Source organism: Methylocapsa polymorpha (genome assembly GCF_045689225.1).
GTDB classification, from domain to species: domain Bacteria; phylum Pseudomonadota; class Alphaproteobacteria; order Rhizobiales; family Beijerinckiaceae; genus Methylocapsa; species Methylocapsa polymorpha.
This window is the reverse complement of the sequence record NZ_CP136862.1, coordinates 1,968,760-1,985,815: the sequence shown is the minus strand read 5'-3', so window position 1 is coordinate 1,985,815 and position 17,056 is coordinate 1,968,760. Positions and strand designations below refer to the sequence as shown.

Genomic DNA, 17,056 nt, shown 5'->3' with positions numbered 1-17,056 from the left:
TTCATTCACGATCTGTCTTAAGATGTTTTGATGAGATCGCGGTTTCGAAGTCCGTGGCATCGAGGCTTGATGTCTGTCTTCCTTAATCCAACCGTCAATGCCTTATTGCGAGATCGGCTGCGCCGCGCCCTGCTCCGCGTCTGGTTTTGATCCGTGCCCCACCCCCTGCCCATTCCCTTGCCGCAGAAAATCGCGCCTTTGCTCGATGGCGCGCTGGGCGTGCGCGATGGCGATGGAAAAGGCGGTTGAGTCCGCTGTCCCGCTAGATTCGCCCTTGACGAACCAGGCGATGATTCCGTTGAGTTCCTCCTCCAAGCTCTTGAGTTCGGACGGGGCTCGCGCCGTAAGAGCCTTGTCGGCGAGTTCGATCAGACGATCAATCTGCTGCAGATCGCGTTCGGATTTTTTGCGATTGAGCCGTCCGATGATGAGCGCAATTGCTGAGCCCGCCATGCTGAGCGCCATGCCGCCCAGATAGAAATATTGCTGGAACTCGTCGAAGAAGCTCTGCTCTCCGCTGTTGAGATAGGCGGCGACGCCGGGATGAACCGGCAGGACGGGATTCTTGTCGTCGGGGTCGGGCGCCTCGATCTGACTGGCGAGCGGGGTTTTCGCCATCAGCTGGGCCTTGGTCTTGAAAATCGATCGCGCGATCGCGCCCGCCACGGCGTCAAGCATCGTGTTTGGCGCGACGAAGCGATAGGTGATGGCGACCGTCGTCACCGTATCGTCGGGGATGGGCGGGCGGCCCCGGAAGGCGCCGGCTGGCGCGTCGATCGACTCGAGGCCCGGAAACCGCTTGCTGATCGCCTCCGCCTCGTCGATGGCGAGGATGCTCGGCGCGCCCTTGGTCGCGAGCTTGACGGCGCCGACGACGTCGACGACCTCGCCCGGCCCCATCGGGCCAACGGCGAGGACCGCCGCCACGCGCTTGTCGTGAACCGCCGCCCCGATCTCGGCGATCGGCAGGAAGACGCGCTTCACGGCCGCCGCCGGGACGTCGTAATAGCTTAAGATCGCATCAAGGGTCTGCTCGTTATTGGTCTGCAAAAATCCTTGCGGGATGGCGATGGTCTTCCCACTGAGGGCCGAGATCTTGTCGATCTTGGATTTGGCCGGCACGACGATAGCGACGACATCCCGGCGCAGGATGGCGATAGTCTCGCCATTGGCCGGGATCGCGGCGTCGCTGCGCACAATGCCGAGGTCCGTGGCGCGATCCTCGATCGCCTTGGCGCTCGCCGCCAGACTGTCCACCTGAACGAGCTTGATGCGGACGCGCGGATGCGCAGCCTCGATAACCGAAGCGAATGCGGTGATGAAGCGATAGGCGGCGCTGCCGGGCGGCCCGGTCGTCACGCGCAGATTCGCGTGAGGCGACCAGAAATAGACGGCCGCGATCAAAGCCGCCGCTACGACCAGGCCGCCGCCGATGAGGGGCAATGCGGGACGCACGAGAGATTTCCCTGCGTTCGGTTCGATGCGCCTTGGCGCTAGAGCATTTTCGCAGCCGGCGCAAACGCGCGTCGCGAACACCCAAACGCCAGGTTTTCGTCGGGCCGCCTTCCATTGAGCGAGACGAAATTTGCGCAGTTAATCACTGTGCTCAAATTACGACTCGCTTAGGAAATCTGTTCTCAGGCGATCCAAAGCACGCAAATTGGTTTAGCTTAGCCAACTATCGAATTTTGTTTTTCGATAAGGAACCGCGCCGTCGAACCGGTCAGCCGGGACTTTCGTCCCCAAGAGAAAATCAAGAGCCATGGCAAAATGGTCCACAAAGCGAATCGCATCGGGCGCGCTCAGTCTCGCCCTAGTCCTGTCGAGCAGTCCGCCGTCGCAGGCGACGGAATATGGGCTGAACGATTATGTGCTCGGCCTTTCTATGCCGATGTCGGGTTATACGCCGCCGCCGGGCGGCTATTTCTGGGACCAGTTTTATCTCTACCATGGCAGCGGGAATCTCTATCAAAACCCCACCGCCAATACGAGCACGAGGATCACTTACAATTTTCTCGCCGATGTCGTGACAGCCGCATGGTATTCAGACGTCAAGATTCTCGGCGGAACGCCCGGGGTCGCGGCGGTCACCGGCATCGTCGGATTTAGAAATACGGCTCAAACCGCATCGACGAATTCATCCGGCGCAATAAGCCTGAACACGAGCAGCGGCGAAGTCACCAGCCTGGCGGACACCTATTTCTCCGCCATTCTTGGCTGGGAGGCGGGCGAGCATCACTGGAACGTAATCGTGACCGGCTTCGCGCCCACCGGAAACTATAATCCCAACAGGCTTGCGCAGACCGGCCTGAACCGCCCTGGCCTCGATTTCAGGGGCGCCTACACTTTTCTCAGTCAGGGTGGGACGGAGGTCTCGGGCGCGCTGGGGATAACCGTCAACGCAGTCAATACGGCCACGAACTACCAAAGCGGCGCCGAGCTTCATTTCGAATGGGCGCTCAATCAGCACCTGTCCTCCGGCCTCGCCGCCGGCGTCGGCGGCTATTACTATCAGCAAGTGACCAATGACAGCGGCGTGGGAGACGCGTTTGGTCCCTTCAGAGGACGCGTGGCGGCTGTCGGGCCAATGCTCTCCTATACGTTCACAACGGAGAAGCAGCAGGTTAGCATCGGCGCTCGATGGTTTCATGAGTTCGACGTCCAGAACAGGGTGAGGGGCGACTCGATCTTCGCCTCCCTCAGCTTCCCGCTATAGGCCGCGGCCGCAACCTTTGAATGAGCCTAGGTTGACGAACTCAACCTAAGATATTTTATCGCGCTCGCGCGAGCTTCAATATTCCGTTGGGCGCCCTGGAAGCGTATGGTCCCGCCCGGCGACGCTCCCGGTCAAGAGCGATTCTCACCGCCTTTCCGCGTCTCTCTCGAACTTTGCCGGCGCCAGAGAGAGAGCGCCATCAAATCGGCGGGCGTCCGGAGAAGCCTTGCGACTTAGAGCAGGTTCCGAAAAAGCTGACCGACTTTTTCGATGAGAACCTGCTCCAACTCTTTCAAATCTGAGCGATTCCTTGTCGATCAGATGATTCCATCCGATCGGGAAGCGCTCTGGAAAAACGAAGCTCGCGATTCGTCCGATTCAAAGGACGGCTGGAGTATACGATGAATAAAAAAGCATTTGCGCTGACATCGATTCTTTTCCTCGGCTCGGCGCTTGCGCCCATGGCGACGGCCGAAACGGCGACCCAGAACTCGATCATCACCGAGCAGGAGGCGCATTCGATAGGGGTCGACGCCTATCTTTATTTCTATCCGCTTGTGACCATGGACCTCACCCGGAAGCAGCTTACCAATGTGGAGCCCGGCAAGGAGTGGGGACGGGGTCCAATGAACACGTTCGCGAACGTGCCCGAATTTCCGACTGCGGATTTCAAAGCCGTCGTCCGGCCCAATTTCGACACGCTCTACTCCATCGCCTGGCTTGATCTCACAAAGGAGCCGGTCATCGTCTCGGTTCCTGACACAGGCGGGCGCTATTATCTGCTTCCCCTGCTCGACATGTGGACGGACGCCTTCGCCTCGCCGGGCTGGCGCACGACGGGAACGCAGGCGGGCAATTTCATCGTCACGCCGCCGGGCTGGCGGCCGGACTTGCGCGACAAGCTGATCGAGAAATTCAAGCTTCCCAAGGATACGCAGCGCATCGACGCGCCGACGCCCTATGTGTGGATCATCGGACGCACGAAGACGGATGGGCCGAAGGATTATGACGCGGTCCACAAGATTCAGGCCGGCTTCAAGGTGACGCCGCTGTCGCGATGGGGCAAGGCGCCCGAGAAAATCACGGTCAAAGTCGACCCAAGCGTCGATATGAAGACCCCGCCGAAGCTGCAAGTCGATGGGCTGCCGGCTGCCCAGTTCTTCGCCTACGCCGCCGAAATTTTAAAGCTGCAGCCGCCGCATCTCACAGATCAGCCGATCATCGCGCGCTTGAAGCGGATCGGCATCGAGCCCGGCAAGAGCTTCGACATCGACAAGCTTGCTCCAGCAATACGCAGCGGCCTCCTGAGCGCGCCGGAAGATGCGCAGAAACTGATGAAGTGGAAAGTGCAGTCCATCGCCGCGGTCGTGAACGGCTGGTCCATGAACACAAATACGATGGGCGTCTATGGCGATTACTATCTGAAGCGCGCCATTGTCGCGCAGCTTGGCCTCGGCGCCAACGTCCCGGAGGACGCGATCTACCCGATCAATCTCGTTGACGAAACCGGCAAGCCGCTCGACGGCGCCAATGTCTACAGGCTCCACTTTGACAAGAGCGCCTTGCCGCCCGTGGAGGCGTTCTGGTCGGTGACGCTCTATGACCAGGATGGCTTCCAGGTCGAAAATGCGCAGAACCGCTTCGCCCTCAGCAGCTGGATACCCTTCGCTTACAATTCGGACGGCTCGCTCGATCTTTATTTCCAGAACGAAAGTCCGGGCCAGGAGAAGGAGGCGAACTGGCTTCCCGCGCCGAAAGGACCCTTCAACCTGACCATGCGGCTTTATGCGCCGAAGCGCGACGCGCTCACCGGCCTATGGAACCCGCCGTCGGTCAAGCGGGAGGCGCTGAACGAGCCGCTCAATCTGCAGCCGCCCGCCAAGGTCCAGGAGCCAGCCGCGCCGGAGGCTCCGATCAAAGCGGAAGAGCCGCTCAAGCCTGAGGCGCCAGCCGAGGTCGAGGAGCCGGTCGCGCCGGAGACGCCAGCCGAGCAAGAAACGCCCGCCGAGCAGAAAGAGTGAGCCTCGGAATAGCGAGCGCGTAAGCTTCCCTCATCAAAAGGGCTCAGTCGCGCCGAGGCCTCACTGGTCCCCTTGCTCGATCGCCGCGGCGAGCCGATCCGCCTCGGCGGCAATGTCCTCAGCGCGCCGCTGCATCAGCGCGACCAGATCGTTCAAAAGCGTTTGAGGATCTTCGAGATCGCGCTCCCCCGCAAGCCAGCGGGCGAGCGCGACCTCGTCGCGATTCAAGGCGCGCGCGGCGTCGCGCTGCCAATCGCCGCCAAAGACCAGCCGCGCCGCCTTGCGGAACAGATCCGGCGCCAATGGTTTTTCATGTGGATCGGCGCTGGCCTGCTCCAAACCGCCGCGCGGCTGCGTCAGCTCGGCCAGCCGCAAGATCTCGGGCAATACGGCGCGCACGGCTCCAGCGCCGGACAAAGGAACGGTCCAGCAGCGCTTTTCAGGCCGCCATTGCACATTCGGAACCCAGCGAAGGAGCTGAAGAAGCTGCTCGCTAAAGCCGGATTTGATGACGATCGCATCATTCGTCACCTGCACGAACGGGCTCGGCGGAAACGGGTTCGCCGCAAGAGCGGCGCGGGCTTTTTCGTCGCTCGACATATTGGCAGGCGTCACCGCGTCCCGCGCATCACGCCGCTCCAGTCGGGAGCGCCGGTCGTCAGGAAATTGAGGACCGCTTGCGCGGCTTCGGGTCCTCTCGCCCGCCAGCCGGGGTGCTGGTGGTTGACGGTCAGATCAGGAAAAAAGAGCGCGGCGAGCGGCCCACCGGCCTGGGCATGGCCTTGCACATAGCGGCGCGCGCCGCGAACCGATACGCCATGCGAAAGCGCGATATGGCCGCCGATGCAGCAAACCGATCCGCAGTCGGAGGCGGCCTGATTCATGTCGAGGACGGCGGCTTCAGCCTCGAGCTTGGACCAGAGCGCAATCAGCTCCTCCCTTTCCCAGTCTTCGATACCGAGCGCTTCGGCCGGCAGATAAGGTTCGTGATGTTTCATTACGGCCTCCTTAGAGCGCTTCCCGATCAGATGGAATCATCTGATCGGGAAGCGCTCAAATTCAAAGAGTTGGAGCATGTTCTGATCGAAAAAGTCGATCAACTTTTTTAAGAACATGCTCTTGGCATGACTACATCATTCTAGAGCGATTTCCCTCGGCGTCGAATCGATCGAGTCCTTATCCTCGCGCCGGCGCTCGATTGCTGCGACTGCGATCATGCAAGCATTCCGACCACGGCGCCGCTCATGCAGGTGGCGAGCGTGCCGGAGAGGATCGAGCGAAAGCCCAGGGACACGATGTCTCGCTTGCGCTCGGGCGCCATCGCGGTCATGCCGCCGATCATGATCCCGAGACTGCCGAAATTGGCGAAGCCGCAGAGCGCATAGGTCATGATCAGGCGCGAGCGCGGGCTCAACGCCTCCGGCGGAAGATGCGCAAGATCGACATAAGCGACGAACTCGTTGAGAACCGTCTTGGTGCTCATCAGAGCCGCCGCCGCCTCGGTCTCGGCGCTTGGAATCCCGATCAGCCACATGATCGGGCGAAAGCCGAAGCTGAATAGGCGCTGCAGGGTGAAAGGATCGCCCTGGTGCGGGAGCAGACCGAGGCTCATGTTGACGAGCGCGACAAGGGCGACGAGCACAATGAGCATTGCGATGATGTTGGCAAGAAAGCCGACGCCGTCATTGGTCCCGCGCGCGATAGCCTCCATGGCGCTCGTTGGCGGATCGGCGATTTCCAAATGTCCGGACTCTTTCAGGTTCGGCGCAAACGGAACCATGATCGCGGCGACGGCGAGCGCCGCCGGAGTCGAGATGATCGAGGCGATGAGAATATTGCCGAGCGCGTCTGGGATCACCGGGCCGAGCAGGCTGGCATAGATTACCATCACGGTGCCGGCGATCCCCGCCATGCCGCAACTCATCAAGGCGAAAAGCTCGCCGCGCGCCATGGATTTGAGATAGGGGCGCACCAGGAGAGGCGCCTCGACCATGCCGACGAATATATGTACGGACGCGCCGAGGCCGAGCGCGCCGCCGACGCCCAGCGTATGCCTAAGCGCGAAGGCGAGGGCGCCGACGATCTTCTGAAGGACGCCAAGATAGAGCAAAAGCGAAGCAAGCGCGCTGATGACGAGAACCAGCGGAAAGGCGCGAAATCCAAGGATGAAGCTCGCTTCCGGCCTCGTCTCCACGAAAGGCGGCCGCCCGCCGCCGAGATAGCCGAACACGAAGGTCGTTCCGGCGTCGGTCGCGCTCTGCAGCGCAGCGACGGCCTGGTTCAGCGAGAAGAAGATTGCGGTCGCCGGCGGAAATTTGAGCAGGATCAGGGCGAGGCCGAACTGCAGCGCGAGGCCGCCGAGGACGACGCGCAGCGACGGCCGCCAACGATCCTCGCTAATCAGCCAAGCCAGGACAAGCAGCGCGCAAAGCCCAAACGCGCCCCGCAAAATAGTCATGCAGGCCCTTTCAAATCGGTTTCTGCCGGCGCGCGTCCAGATCGGAAAGCGCATCCAATCAGCAAGGAACTTCGCCAGATCAATTGAGTTGGCTAGGCGCGGTATCAAAAAAGTCGATCACTTCTTCGAGGAAAGAAGCTCTAGATCAGATCCCGTCGAGACGGAAGCGCGAAGCAATTGGCCCCTGATCGATGAATTTGTTCTCCATTCAAATAAAGATAGCCGAAGACAAGCGGCGGCTTTTAACCGGGAAGTCGACGCGACGGCGAGGATCATCGATCCAGAATGAGCCAACGAATTGCGCGCGAGATTGCAAGACCTATTCGTTTTCCCGCGTTGGTAGGCTTTGCGTCTGCAAGGAGAGAACGCAATTAACCATGATGAGGAATTCTGTCCCGAACGTTTACGGGAGAGTAAAAATATGTGGCAACCTTACCGAAGCTTAGTGATTTACCTGAAAATATCGAAGTGAGAGAATATTTTGCTAGCGCGGTCAGTGTGCCGCCAAGGGTGACGCCGAGGGCTTAAAGGCTTTCGAATTTGTGTTTTTCTTCTTGAAGAGACGGACGACCGAGAAGGGCTCGATGGGCGAGGCGGGGGACCGTTCCTCTGGGGCAAGGTGGGCCTGGGGGATCGCGAGCAGAAGAAGGCGCTTCTCGCCGCCCATGGCCTTATGCAAAGGGGCTCGTTATGCGAATCGTCGGCGGCGCGTGCGCGATTTTTTTCAGCGTTTTCACACTGGCGGAAGCCGATGCGACGGCGATCATCGATATCAATCTCAGCACGCAAACCATGCATGTGCGCGCCAATGGCGGCAATTACGACTGGCGGGTGTCCACCGCGCGCTCCGGCTATGTGACGCCGCGCGGGCATTACAGGCCGATTTCATTGCAGCGCATGCATTACTCCCGCAAATATGACATGACGCCGATGCCCTATTCCATCTTCTTCAGGGGCGGCTATGCAATCCACGGAACCTATTCGACGGCGCAGCTCGGCCGCCCCGTCTCGCATGGCTGCATTCGTCTCGCGCCGGGCAACGCCGCGCGCCTCTTCAGCTTGGTGCAGGCCGAGGGGGGCTCGATCGCAATATCCGGAACGCCGCCGCATGGATTATACGCCAGGGCGCACAGGCGAAGACACCCGACGGCCTATGCGCACTACTATCGCGGAAGCGGTTACGGCTTCTATCAAGGACAGCCGCCAGGCGCGTTCGCCTATGCGCCGATGCGGCGCGCGCCCATCGCTGCGAAAGCCGGGCAAATCATCAATCCCGTGTTTCGGTCGCCTCCCTCGGCGCCCGGCTGGCCCTGGCCATGAGCAAGGAAGGTCGCCGCGCGCAAGGGTCCGATAACCCGTTCTAAATATCGCGGCCTTCGACTTCGAGCTTGAGCTTTTCGACGGTCTTTTGAAGGTCCGGCTGCAGAGGGTAGATTTCGAGCGCCTTGTTGAAAATCTGCAGAGCCCGTTCGTCTAGGCCGGCGCGCTGCAAAATCAGGCCCATGCCGGCGAGCGCGCCAAAATGGCGCGGCTCCAGCTTCATCACTTGATCGATGTCCGCCATCGCGCCATCCGAATCGTCCGCCAGAAAACGCGCGGTCGCGCGTTGATTCCAGGCCTCCGCCCAGTCCGGCTCCAAGGCCACCACCTTATCGAGAAGTGAAAGCGCAAGCGGATAATGCTGGCCCTGGATCGACGCCAAAGCGCGCTGCATGAGCAATTCGGCGGTATCGGACCGCGATTGCAGCCAAACGCGCTCGATGGCGTCGGCGACGCCTTGCGCTTCCTCAGGGTCGGCGGCGGCCTGGAGGCGCCTGAAAAGATCGTCGAGAATTCGCCGCCGCTGAGCGATCGGCGGCTCATGCGGGGCCAAGGCCTTCTTCAGGTTCTCGGCCCGAGCCGCCTTGGATTTCGCCGCCCGCGCAGCCGCCGTCTCTTTCGCGCGATCGGGGCTTCTCGCCGAGCCGTCAAGCGAATTTTGCCGTTCGGCGCCGCCTCGGGGCGATCCGCTCTCGGGCCGCGTTCGAAATCCGTCAAGGCCGAAATCGAAGTTTCCGCGCGGCGGGATCGGCAAAGCGTCGCGGCCGAGGTCGCGCCACCCATCCGGCAGGTCGCCGGGGACTCCTGGAAAGCTCTGCGCATTTCCAGCCCAAGCCGGATCTCGATCAGCTAGGCCTACGCCCAGCAATCCGACCAAGCCCGCCAAAAAAAAGAGCCGCCTTTGCATCTTCGACAGGGTAGACAAACCCGACCCAAAGGTCAAAGCGGCCAGGCGCATCAGCGCCTAGCGGAGCCCCGACAAGATCGACATACACGCATTGGCGAGGGTCAGCGGCCAAAAAGCCGGCCGGCTCCTTAAGGACGCCCTCCCGGTCGCGGAAGCGAACCCTTAGCCTTGCCGGGCCTTGTAGCGCTTTTGCGTCTTGTTGATGATGTAGACGCGCCCTTTGCGCCGCACAAGCTGATTGTCGCGATGGCGGCCACGCAACGATTTCAATGAATTACGGACTTTCATCGGACCAATCCCAAAACAAGCAACCGGCCGTCCCCGGCCGGTTTGCAAAGCTTGGAGATCCTATGCCCGATTGCAGGCCCGCGATCAACCCCAAACCGAATCGATGCGCATAGCGTCAAGCTTGTCGCATCTGGCCGACGCCGCGCCGGCAGGCACATTATGTGCTTCGCTCTAGCGAGAACCGCGTGACCGAGACAAGCCAAGCCTCGAATCGGATGACAATTCAGCCTATAAGCGGCGCAGCCGTTTGCCCCCGCCGGATCGCTTCGCGATCCGGCGTCATCCCCAGCGCGCGCGACATATGGAGAGAGGATGAATGACCAACGAACAAGTTGAAATCGTCAAACGGACGATCGTGAGGATCTTCCCGCCGCGCCCGGAAGGCAGCAGCGAAATGATCATCCAGCGCTATGAGAAGGCGAAAACCGACGCCGCCAAGGCGTTCGGCGCGGTGTTCTTCCCGCGCCTGTTCGAAACCGCCCCGGAAATGAAGGAGCTCTTCAAGGACCCCGACAAGACGGTGCTGAAATTCGCCGAAACGCTGCCTATGTTGTTTCGTTCGATGAACCGCTTGCACGACACGCTGAACACGATGCAGGAGCTCGGGGTCACGCATTGGAAGGCGGGCGTCAAGCTGGAGCATTATCAGCCCTTCCTCTCGGCGCTGTTGTGGACTTTCCGCACGATGATGGGCGACGAAATCTTCAATGAGGACGTCGCCAAGGCCTATGTTGCAGTGCTGTCGCGCATTTGCGGCATCATGTGCAACGCCGCCTATCCCGAGGCGCGCGGCATTTCCGATGCTGAAACGTCCCAGGCGAGCTGAACGCCGCCTCGGCAAACTGAAGAATCCCTAGGGTCGCATCGGCGGCGCGGACCCGCGCGCCTCGCTTTGGCCAGACTTCTGCTGTTAAGAAAGGTCTTGGAACTTCGTTGCGGCGCTTGTCCCATTCGGTTGATTCGTTTCAATCGACAGAGATCAAGGCCGCATCAATTGAATTGGCGCATGTCGGAGTCGAAAGAATTGATCAGCGTCTTGGCCGACGCGTTCTGCGCCGCCCCGCGCGACGACGCCCGGAAATTGGGTCGGTCCCGGAACCTGTTCATGCGCCGGCGTTTTTGCTCAAGGCTTTTCCTGTCGGTCATTTTCGCCGCTGCACTTGCGTCCGCCGCCTCGGCGCACCCCCATGTCTGGGTGTCTGCGCAAGAGCAAGTGATTTTTGGAGCGAAGGGCCAAATCGAAGCCATTCGGCACGCCTGGGTCTTCGACGAAATGTATTCGGCTTTCGTGACGCAGGGTCAGAGCAAGGACGGCAAGCTCATGACCAAGGAGGAGCTCGCGCCGCTCGCCAAGACCAATGTCGAGGATTTGGCCGAGTTTGAATTCTTCACCCACGCCAAGGCCGCCAATGCGAAGGTCGAATTTGGCGATCCGACCGACTATTCGCTGGAAGAACGCGACGACAAGCTTGTAGTGTTGCGCTTCACGCTGCCACTGAAAACCCCCGCGAGCGCGTCGAAAGCCTTTTCCCTGCAGGTCTATGATCCGACCTATTTCGTCGCTTTCGAGCTTGCCAACAAGGATCCGGTCAGCTTCGTCGGCGCGCCAAAGGGCTGTTCGGCGAATGTGATGGGCGCGAAACCCTTGGCCGCCGACGAGACGAAAAAACTTAGCGAGTCCTTTTTCAGCGGTCTTTCGCCGGGAACCGATTTCGGGATCAAGCTCGCCACCCCGATCATCATCGCCTGTCCATGAGGCTCGATTGAAGCGCGTCGCATCCGTTTTCTTGCTGTTCGATGCGCTTTCGACTTCCGTCGACCAATCCGCTGTGGGCCGGCGCGCGCAGTCGGCCAAATGCGCGGCCGCGATCCTCCCTTGGGCTCTCCTCGGCGTCGCCTTGCTGCTGTCCTCCGAATGCCTTGCGCAAGGCGCGCATCATCCTTTCGCGGTCGGCGCAAACGAAGGGGCTGTGGGCCGCGTCGATGGGTTGAGCGGTTGGATCCTTGCCAAGGAGAGCGGATTCTATCGGCTGCTGACAGGCGCTATCCGCGCGGCGAAAGAGAGCAGCGCATCGGCCTGGGGTCTTGCCGGCCTCAGCCTGGCCTATGGCGTTTTCCACGCCGCCGGCCCCGGCCATGGCAAGGCGGTGATCGCCTCTTACATGCTCGCGAATGAAAGAGTTTTGCGACGCGGCCTCGTCATCTCCCTGGCCGCGGCTCTCTTGCAGGGGGCTATTGCAATCGCGATCGTCGGCGTCGCGGCCCTGGTCCTGGGCGCAACCGCGAAGCACATGACGGCGGCCGCACATGTGATCGAGACCGTAGGCTATGCCGGCATCGTCGCTCTCGGCGCGGCGCTTGTCTTCACCAAAGGCGCGGCGCTTCGCGCCGCCTGGCGGGCTGCGCCCATCGCAGCGCCCGAGTTTGCATCCGCCGGGTTTGGCGCCGCCCCCGCCGGAGGCGGCCTTTCCGCTCGGTTCACGGCCGATGATTGCAGCGCCGACCACGTTCATGGCCCTGGCTGCGGCCATTTCCACGCGCCGGACCCGCGAACGCTCGACACTGGCTTCGCCTGGAAGACCGCTTTGCTGACTGTCCTGGCGGCTGGCTCGCGGCCATGTTCCGGCGCTATTCTCGTGCTCGTTTTCGCTGCAGCGCAAGGGATCTTTCTTGCCGGCGTCGGGGCGGTCGTCGCCATGTCGCTCGGCGCGGCGGCGACCACAGGGGCGCTTGCGTCCTTGGCCGTATTCGCCAAGAAGACCGCGACCAAATATTCAACGGCCAGCTCTTGGCAGGCTCTGGTCGCGGGGCGCCTGTTCGAGGTCGGCGCCGCCCTCGCCGTCTTGATCTTCGGGCTCGCTTTGCTGGTCGCGACCCTAACGGGAGCAGCGGGCGCTGCGAGCTAGCGCCGCTCGGGCGCTCCTCGGGGAGCCGGCTCGCGCTCGTCTTTCCCGAGCAGATCCGGCCGCCGCTCCCGCGTGATCCGCAAAGCCTCCGCCTCGCGCCAAGCCTTGATCTTGGCATGGTCGCCAGAAAGCAATACCGGCGGGATCTCGCGGCCTTCCCATTCGCGCGGCCGGGTGAATTGGGGATACTCGAGAAGGCCCGCCTCGAAACTCTCCTCTACGCCGGACGCCTCCTTGCCCATGACCCCGGGCAAAAGCCGCACACAGGCGTCCAGCGCGACCATCGCGGCGATTTCGCCCCCCGAAAGCACATAGTCGCCGATTGAAACTTCCTCGAGGCCCCGCGCGTCGATTACGCGCTCATCGACGCCCTCGAAGCGGCCGCAGATCAAAACTACGCCTGACGCGGCCGCGAGAGAGCGCGCGCGCGCCTGGGTCAGCGGCGCGCCGCGCGGGCTCAGCAACAGCCGAGGCCGCTGATCGCCAGCCAAAAATCCGGCGTCGAGGCTCGCCGCGAGCACATCGGCGCGGATCACCATTCCGGGACCGCCCCCGGCCGGCGTATCATCTACGGCGCGATGCCGGCCCAATCCATGGGCGCGAATGTCGCGCGTCTCCAACGCCCAAATCCCATTAGCGAGAGCCTCGCCCGCGAGAGAGACGCCGAGAGGGCCGGGAAACATCCCCGGAAAGAGGGTGAAGACCGTCGCCCGCCACATGGACATAACGCAAAGGGTTTCACGAATCCGCCGACTGGTCTCCATGCGTCCAAGGCCTCTGGGCCAAGGCGTATGGAGGGCTTCGCGGACAGGCGCTAGCTATCCAGCCCGAGCGCCGCCTTCACGCGGTGCGAATAGCCGTAGATATCGTCGCGCAATTGCAGACGGCCCGACTCGTCGACGTAGGTCGTGAAATATTCGATATGAACCGGAAGCGGGTTCGGCAGATAGACGTAGCGCTCCTTGCCGCCGATCAGCCCTTTGACGCGCTGCTCGCTCCAACCGTTGGCGCGTCCGAGCACGGTTTCGGCGAAGCGGAACGGATCATCGACGCGCACGCAGCCATGGCTGTAGGCCCGCTTCGACTCGCTGAACAGCGCGCGCGACGGCGTATCATGCAAATAGACCGAGTAATCATTCGGGAACATGAATTTGATCCGCCCGAGAGCATTCCGCTCGCCCGGCGGCTGGCGCACCCTGAGCCGCCCCCCGACAGAGGCGACCTGATAGCCGAGCCGGCGGAAATAGCTCGGATCCGCGCCGAGCTTCGGCAGCATTTCCTTCCGGATGATGGATTGCGGCACGTTCCAATAGGGATTGACGATCAGAAATTGCATCTTGTTGGAAAAAATAGGGGTCGGCGTCTGCTCCTTGCCGACGACGACGCGATTGCGCTGAACGATGCGCCCGTTTTCGATGACGACGACCTCGAAATCGGGAATATTCACTTCGATGCGCGAGTCGCCCATGTCGCGCGGCATCCAGCGCCAGCGCTCCATATTGGCGAGGATCTCGGCCTCGATCCGTGACGGCTTCGCCACAGCAGCGCCATTCTGCCCATCGAGGCTCAAGCGCGCCCGGATGACCGGCGCGCGCGACGCGCGCAAGCCCCCTTTAAGCGCGGGGCCAGCTGGGAGGCTCGGCGCCCGCGCGGCCGGGACGCGCTCGCGACGCAATTCGGCGAGCTTTTCGCGCAGCGCCTCATAGGCTTTTTGCGGCGGGTTGAATCCCTTGAGCGCAGCGCCGGCGTCTTCGCCCGCGCTCGCGACGATCGCCAAGATAATCGAGGCGTCGGCGACCTCGGGCTTTGCTCCGATCAAAGGCGAGATCGCATGGGGATCGACGCGGGAGCCGCTGGCCTGGCGCGCATAAGCGACGACAGCGTCGCTGAGGGCGATATCGGCCAGGACGAGATCTTCATCGGAGCCGGCGAGAGCTGGGCGGCGCGGAAAACCCTTGAGGTCAAGCCCATCGTCGCCAGCGCGCTCGAGCCGCTCCATCGCCGATTTGACCTCAGGATTGGGATTACCGTCCGTTGACCAGAGCGGCGCGAAATCGCGCGCGGCGTAGAAGGCCGCGACAGCCTCCCGCTCCTTGCGATTAAGGGGGCCGAACGGGTCCCGGAAGTCAGGCCGGGCGCGCGCCTCGAGCGCCGCCTTCAGAGCCGCATTGATCGGCGGCAAGGGCGGCGCGAAGGCGTCCGGATCAACAGAGTCGGAGGCCGGCGCGGCAGGCGTTTCGATCGAGGCGGCGGGACGATCCTGTCCTCCCTCGGTCTCCGCCGTCGGCGGCTGGGTAATGGTCGGGTCCAGATCCCCCTGCGCGTCGCCGCCTTCGGGAGCATCCGCAGAGTCGCCCCGCAAGAGAACCGAGCCCGCCGGCGCCCCTGCCCAGGCGACGACCGTCCCAGCGGGGGCGCGTGAGATCGCCGCTCGAAGGCCCGTCGGAGTCTTTTCAAGCCATTCGATCGGCGCCGCGCCCGGAGTCCTGGCCGGAACGGCGGCGCCCTCTTCGGCGCGCGCGGGCGCCCCTCCAAGGCTAAGAAGAAGCGCAAGGGCCGACACGTATTGAAAATTACTCCATTCCACCGGCGCCCGCATTCTTCTTCCCTCTTGATCGTCAGTTTCATCGAGCCCGGCCGAAACCGATCGCCATAATCTTACGAAGCCGTTCGGCGCCTGATTCGAATTGGCGATGAAGCTCTTTGCGATTTCAAAGCAACGGCGCGCGCACGCGAACGCACGCGCGCCCTAATCCGTTACGCTGCAACGCCCTCGCATCGAAGCGGTTCCACAGAAGCCAAGGCCCCGCCGATCTTTTTTTGTTTACTTGCGTCTCGACGCTCGGCGCGTCTGATTCGCGCGAATCAAAACCAGTTGGCGTCAAGCGGCGGCGCCATCGGATCCGGCGTTTTCCTCCGCCGCGGTCCCGAGGCCGTAATCCTTCATCTTGCGATAGAGCGTCGAGCGGCCGATCCCGAGCTTGCGGGCTGCGGCGGACATGCGGCCGCGATAATGGCCCAGGGCGAAGCGAATGACGTCGGCCTCGATCTGATCGAGCCGGCGCAAGTCTCCTCCCTCGTCGAGGAGCGCCATGACATTCGGGTCGCGCAGCTCGACGCGGATGATTTCCGCGCGCGGGGCTTGGTGCGCCGCCGGCGCCGGCGCGGCCGGAACGCGCACGTCGAAACCTTTGACCTGCGCGGCGATCTGCGGAAATTCGGCGACGGTCAATTCATCGCCATCGGCGAGGACGACCGCGCGAAACAGCGCATTCTCCAATTGGCGGACATTGCCTGGCCAATCATAGGAGGAAAGAAGAGCGAGCGCCTCGGCGCCGATTCCGCGCAGCTTCTTGCCCTCCTCGGCCGCGAAGCGGGCGCAAAATCTGCGCGCGAGATCGGCGATGTCGTCGCGCCGATGCCGAAGCGGGGGGACGCCGATAGGAAAGACATTCAGACGATAATAAAGATCCTCACGGAAACGGCCCTGCTTGACGAGCTCGATCAGATTCTGATTGGTCGCCGAGATCAGGCGGATGTCGACCTTGACCGGCCGTTTGCCCCCGACCGGATCGACCTCGCCCTCCTGCAAGGCGCGCAGCAGCTTGACTTGCGCGTCCTGCGGCAATTCGCCGATCTCGTCGAGAAAGAGCGTGCCGCCATGCGCCTCGACGAATTTGCCGGCGTGTTTTTCATTCGCGCCTGTGAAGGCGCCTTTCTCATGCCCGAACAGAATCGATTCGACGAGATTTTCCGGCAGCGCGCCGCAATTGACCGTCACGAAAGCGCGCCCGCGCCGGTCCGAGGCGCCTTGGATCGCGCGCGCGACAACTTCCTTGCCGACGCCCGACTCGCCTTCGAGAAGCACGGGAATGGACGATTTCGCCGCCCGTTCGCCGAGCCGAACGACGCGCTCCATATCTTCGCTCTTCGTCGCAAGATCCTTGAACGTCAAGGCGCCCGCGGCCTGCCGGTTCAGCCGCCGGACTTCATCCTCCAGCGCATCGACGCGAAGCGCATTCTTGATCGAGACCTGAAGCCGCTCCGCGCCGACCGGCTTCACCACGAAATCGAGGGCGCCGGCGCGCATAGCCGAAATGACCGCTTCGATTGATCCGTTCGCCGTCTGCACGATGGTCGGGATCTTGAGGTTCTTTTCGCGCAGCCTGCCGAGCACCGCCATGCCATCGAGATCTGGCATGACCAGATCGAGGATCAACAGATCGATTTGCGGCGCGCTCGCCGCTTGCAGGCGCGTGAGCGCGGCCTCGCCGCTTTCGGCGAGCTCCGCCTGATAGCCGAAGCGATGAACCAAAGATTCGAGCAACCGGCGCTGAACCGGGTCGTCGTCGACGATGAGGAGTCTAGGGGACATGCGGCCTCGCGGGGGCGCGACCTCGCCCCGATGGCCGCATCCTCGGCGATTAGAGTAAATGCGGC

Annotated in this window: 15 protein-coding genes; 6 read left to right on the top strand and 9 right to left on the bottom strand. The window is 62.3% G+C overall.

The features are described 5' to 3' along the window. Positions 1-102: 102 nt before the first annotated feature. Positions 103-1,455, bottom strand: a complete 1,353-nt coding sequence (locus tag RZS28_RS09100; RefSeq protein WP_407340986.1) for a TAXI family TRAP transporter solute-binding subunit — start codon at positions 1,453-1,455, stop codon at positions 103-105. A 307-nt stretch (positions 1,456-1,762) separates the two neighbouring features. On the opposite strand from RZS28_RS09100, the gene RZS28_RS09095 reads away from it, so the two are divergent. Next, complete coding sequence (locus RZS28_RS09095) at positions 1,763-2,716, top strand: transporter (RefSeq protein ID WP_407340985.1); 954 nt, start codon at positions 1,763-1,765, stop codon at positions 2,714-2,716. Between the two features lie 401 nt (positions 2,717-3,117). Continuing rightward, positions 3,118-4,737, top strand: a complete 1,620-nt coding sequence (locus RZS28_RS09090) for a DUF1254 domain-containing protein (RefSeq protein ID WP_407340984.1) — start codon at positions 3,118-3,120, stop codon at positions 4,735-4,737. 60 nt (positions 4,738-4,797) lie between these two features. On the opposite strand, the gene RZS28_RS09085 is transcribed toward RZS28_RS09090, so the two are convergent. From RZS28_RS09085 to RZS28_RS09075, 3 genes are all read right to left on the bottom strand, one after another. Further along, positions 4,798-5,352, bottom strand: coding sequence for a hypothetical protein (locus tag RZS28_RS09085; RefSeq protein ID WP_407340983.1), 555 nt, complete (start codon positions 5,350-5,352; stop codon positions 4,798-4,800). Beyond that, complete coding sequence (locus RZS28_RS09080; protein ID WP_407340982.1) at positions 5,349-5,735, bottom strand: hypothetical protein; 387 nt, start codon at positions 5,733-5,735, stop codon at positions 5,349-5,351. Before RZS28_RS09080 ends, RZS28_RS09085 begins: the two co-directional genes overlap by 4 nt. Before the next feature lie 215 nt (positions 5,736-5,950). Continuing rightward, entirely contained in the window at positions 5,951-7,195 is a 1,245-nt protein-coding gene (locus tag RZS28_RS09075) for a NupC/NupG family nucleoside CNT transporter (protein WP_407340981.1), read from the bottom strand. Positions 7,196-7,885: 690 nt separating this feature from the next. Between RZS28_RS09075 and RZS28_RS09070 the strand changes: the two genes are divergently transcribed. Then, positions 7,886-8,515, top strand: a complete 630-nt coding sequence (locus RZS28_RS09070) for a L,D-transpeptidase (RefSeq protein WP_407340980.1) — start codon at positions 7,886-7,888, stop codon at positions 8,513-8,515. A gap of 40 nt (positions 8,516-8,555) precedes the next feature. Here RZS28_RS09070 and RZS28_RS09065 read toward each other — a convergent pair whose 3' ends face one another. Both RZS28_RS09065 and ykgO read right to left on the bottom strand, forming a co-directional pair. After that, on the bottom strand, positions 8,556-9,401 hold the full coding sequence (locus RZS28_RS09065; RefSeq protein WP_407340979.1) for a tetratricopeptide repeat protein: 846 nt from the start codon (positions 9,399-9,401) through the stop codon (positions 8,556-8,558). Between the two features lie 183 nt (positions 9,402-9,584). Continuing rightward, positions 9,585-9,710, bottom strand: a complete 126-nt coding sequence (ykgO, locus tag RZS28_RS09060; RefSeq protein ID WP_012590802.1) for a type B 50S ribosomal protein L36 — start codon at positions 9,708-9,710, stop codon at positions 9,585-9,587. A 316-nt stretch (positions 9,711-10,026) separates the two neighbouring features. Here ykgO and RZS28_RS09055 point away from each other — a divergent pair, with 316 nt between their 5' ends. From RZS28_RS09055 to RZS28_RS09045, 3 genes are all read left to right on the top strand, one after another. After that, on the top strand, positions 10,027-10,536 hold the full coding sequence (locus RZS28_RS09055) for a globin domain-containing protein (protein ID WP_407340978.1): 510 nt from the start codon (positions 10,027-10,029) through the stop codon (positions 10,534-10,536). Positions 10,537-10,716: 180 nt separating this feature from the next. Then, the gene (locus RZS28_RS09050; RefSeq protein ID WP_407340977.1) at positions 10,717-11,466 is read left to right on the top strand and encodes a DUF1007 family protein; all 750 of its coding nucleotides are present in this window, start codon (positions 10,717-10,719) and stop codon (positions 11,464-11,466) included. A 7-nt stretch (positions 11,467-11,473) separates the two neighbouring features. Further along, positions 11,474-12,616, top strand: a complete 1,143-nt coding sequence (locus RZS28_RS09045; RefSeq protein WP_407340976.1) for a nickel/cobalt transporter — start codon at positions 11,474-11,476, stop codon at positions 12,614-12,616. Here the strand turns inward: RZS28_RS09045 and trmD are convergent. The 3 genes from trmD to RZS28_RS09030 form a co-directional block, all read right to left on the bottom strand. Continuing rightward, positions 12,613-13,335 carry a tRNA (guanosine(37)-N1)-methyltransferase TrmD gene (gene trmD / locus RZS28_RS09040; RefSeq protein WP_407341086.1) on the bottom strand — a complete coding sequence of 241 codons (723 nt, stop codon included), beginning with the start codon at positions 13,333-13,335 and terminating at the stop codon, positions 12,613-12,615. The genes RZS28_RS09045 and trmD overlap by 4 nt on opposite strands. A 95-nt stretch (positions 13,336-13,430) precedes the next feature. Beyond that, entirely contained in the window at positions 13,431-15,215 is a 1,785-nt protein-coding gene (locus tag RZS28_RS09035; protein ID WP_407340975.1) for a L,D-transpeptidase family protein, read from the bottom strand. A gap of 282 nt (positions 15,216-15,497) precedes the next feature. After that, positions 15,498-16,991, bottom strand: coding sequence for a sigma-54-dependent transcriptional regulator (locus RZS28_RS09030; RefSeq protein WP_407340974.1), 1,494 nt, complete (start codon positions 16,989-16,991; stop codon positions 15,498-15,500). Between the last annotated feature and the right edge of the window lie 65 nt (positions 16,992-17,056).

Excerpts from the sequence above, each read along its gene's own strand:
- RZS28_RS09095 (WP_407340985.1), top strand. The coding sequence starts at position 1,763 with ATGGCAAAATGGTCCACAAAGCGAATCGCATCGGGCGCGCTCAGTCTC.
- RZS28_RS09090 (WP_407340984.1), top strand. The coding sequence starts at position 3,118 with ATGAATAAAAAAGCATTTGCGCTGACATCGATTCTTTTCCTCGGCTCG.
- RZS28_RS09080 (WP_407340982.1), bottom strand. The coding sequence starts at position 5,735 with ATGAAACATCACGAACCTTATCTGCCGGCCGAAGCGCTCGGTATCGAA.
- RZS28_RS09075 (WP_407340981.1), bottom strand. The coding sequence starts at position 7,195 with ATGACTATTTTGCGGGGCGCGTTTGGGCTTTGCGCGCTGCTTGTCCTG.
- RZS28_RS09070 (WP_407340980.1), top strand. The coding sequence starts at position 7,886 with ATGCGAATCGTCGGCGGCGCGTGCGCGATTTTTTTCAGCGTTTTCACA.
- ykgO (WP_012590802.1), bottom strand. The coding sequence starts at position 9,710 with ATGAAAGTCCGTAATTCATTGAAATCGTTGCGTGGCCGCCATCGCGAC.
- RZS28_RS09055 (WP_407340978.1), top strand. The coding sequence starts at position 10,027 with ATGACCAACGAACAAGTTGAAATCGTCAAACGGACGATCGTGAGGATC.
- RZS28_RS09050 (WP_407340977.1), top strand. The coding sequence starts at position 10,717 with ATGTCGGAGTCGAAAGAATTGATCAGCGTCTTGGCCGACGCGTTCTGC.
- trmD (WP_407341086.1), bottom strand. The coding sequence starts at position 13,335 with ATGTGGCGGGCGACGGTCTTCACCCTCTTTCCGGGGATGTTTCCCGGC.
- RZS28_RS09035 (WP_407340975.1), bottom strand. The coding sequence starts at position 15,215 with ATGCGGGCGCCGGTGGAATGGAGTAATTTTCAATACGTGTCGGCCCTT.
- RZS28_RS09030 (WP_407340974.1), bottom strand. The coding sequence starts at position 16,991 with ATGTCCCCTAGACTCCTCATCGTCGACGACGACCCGGTTCAGCGCCGG.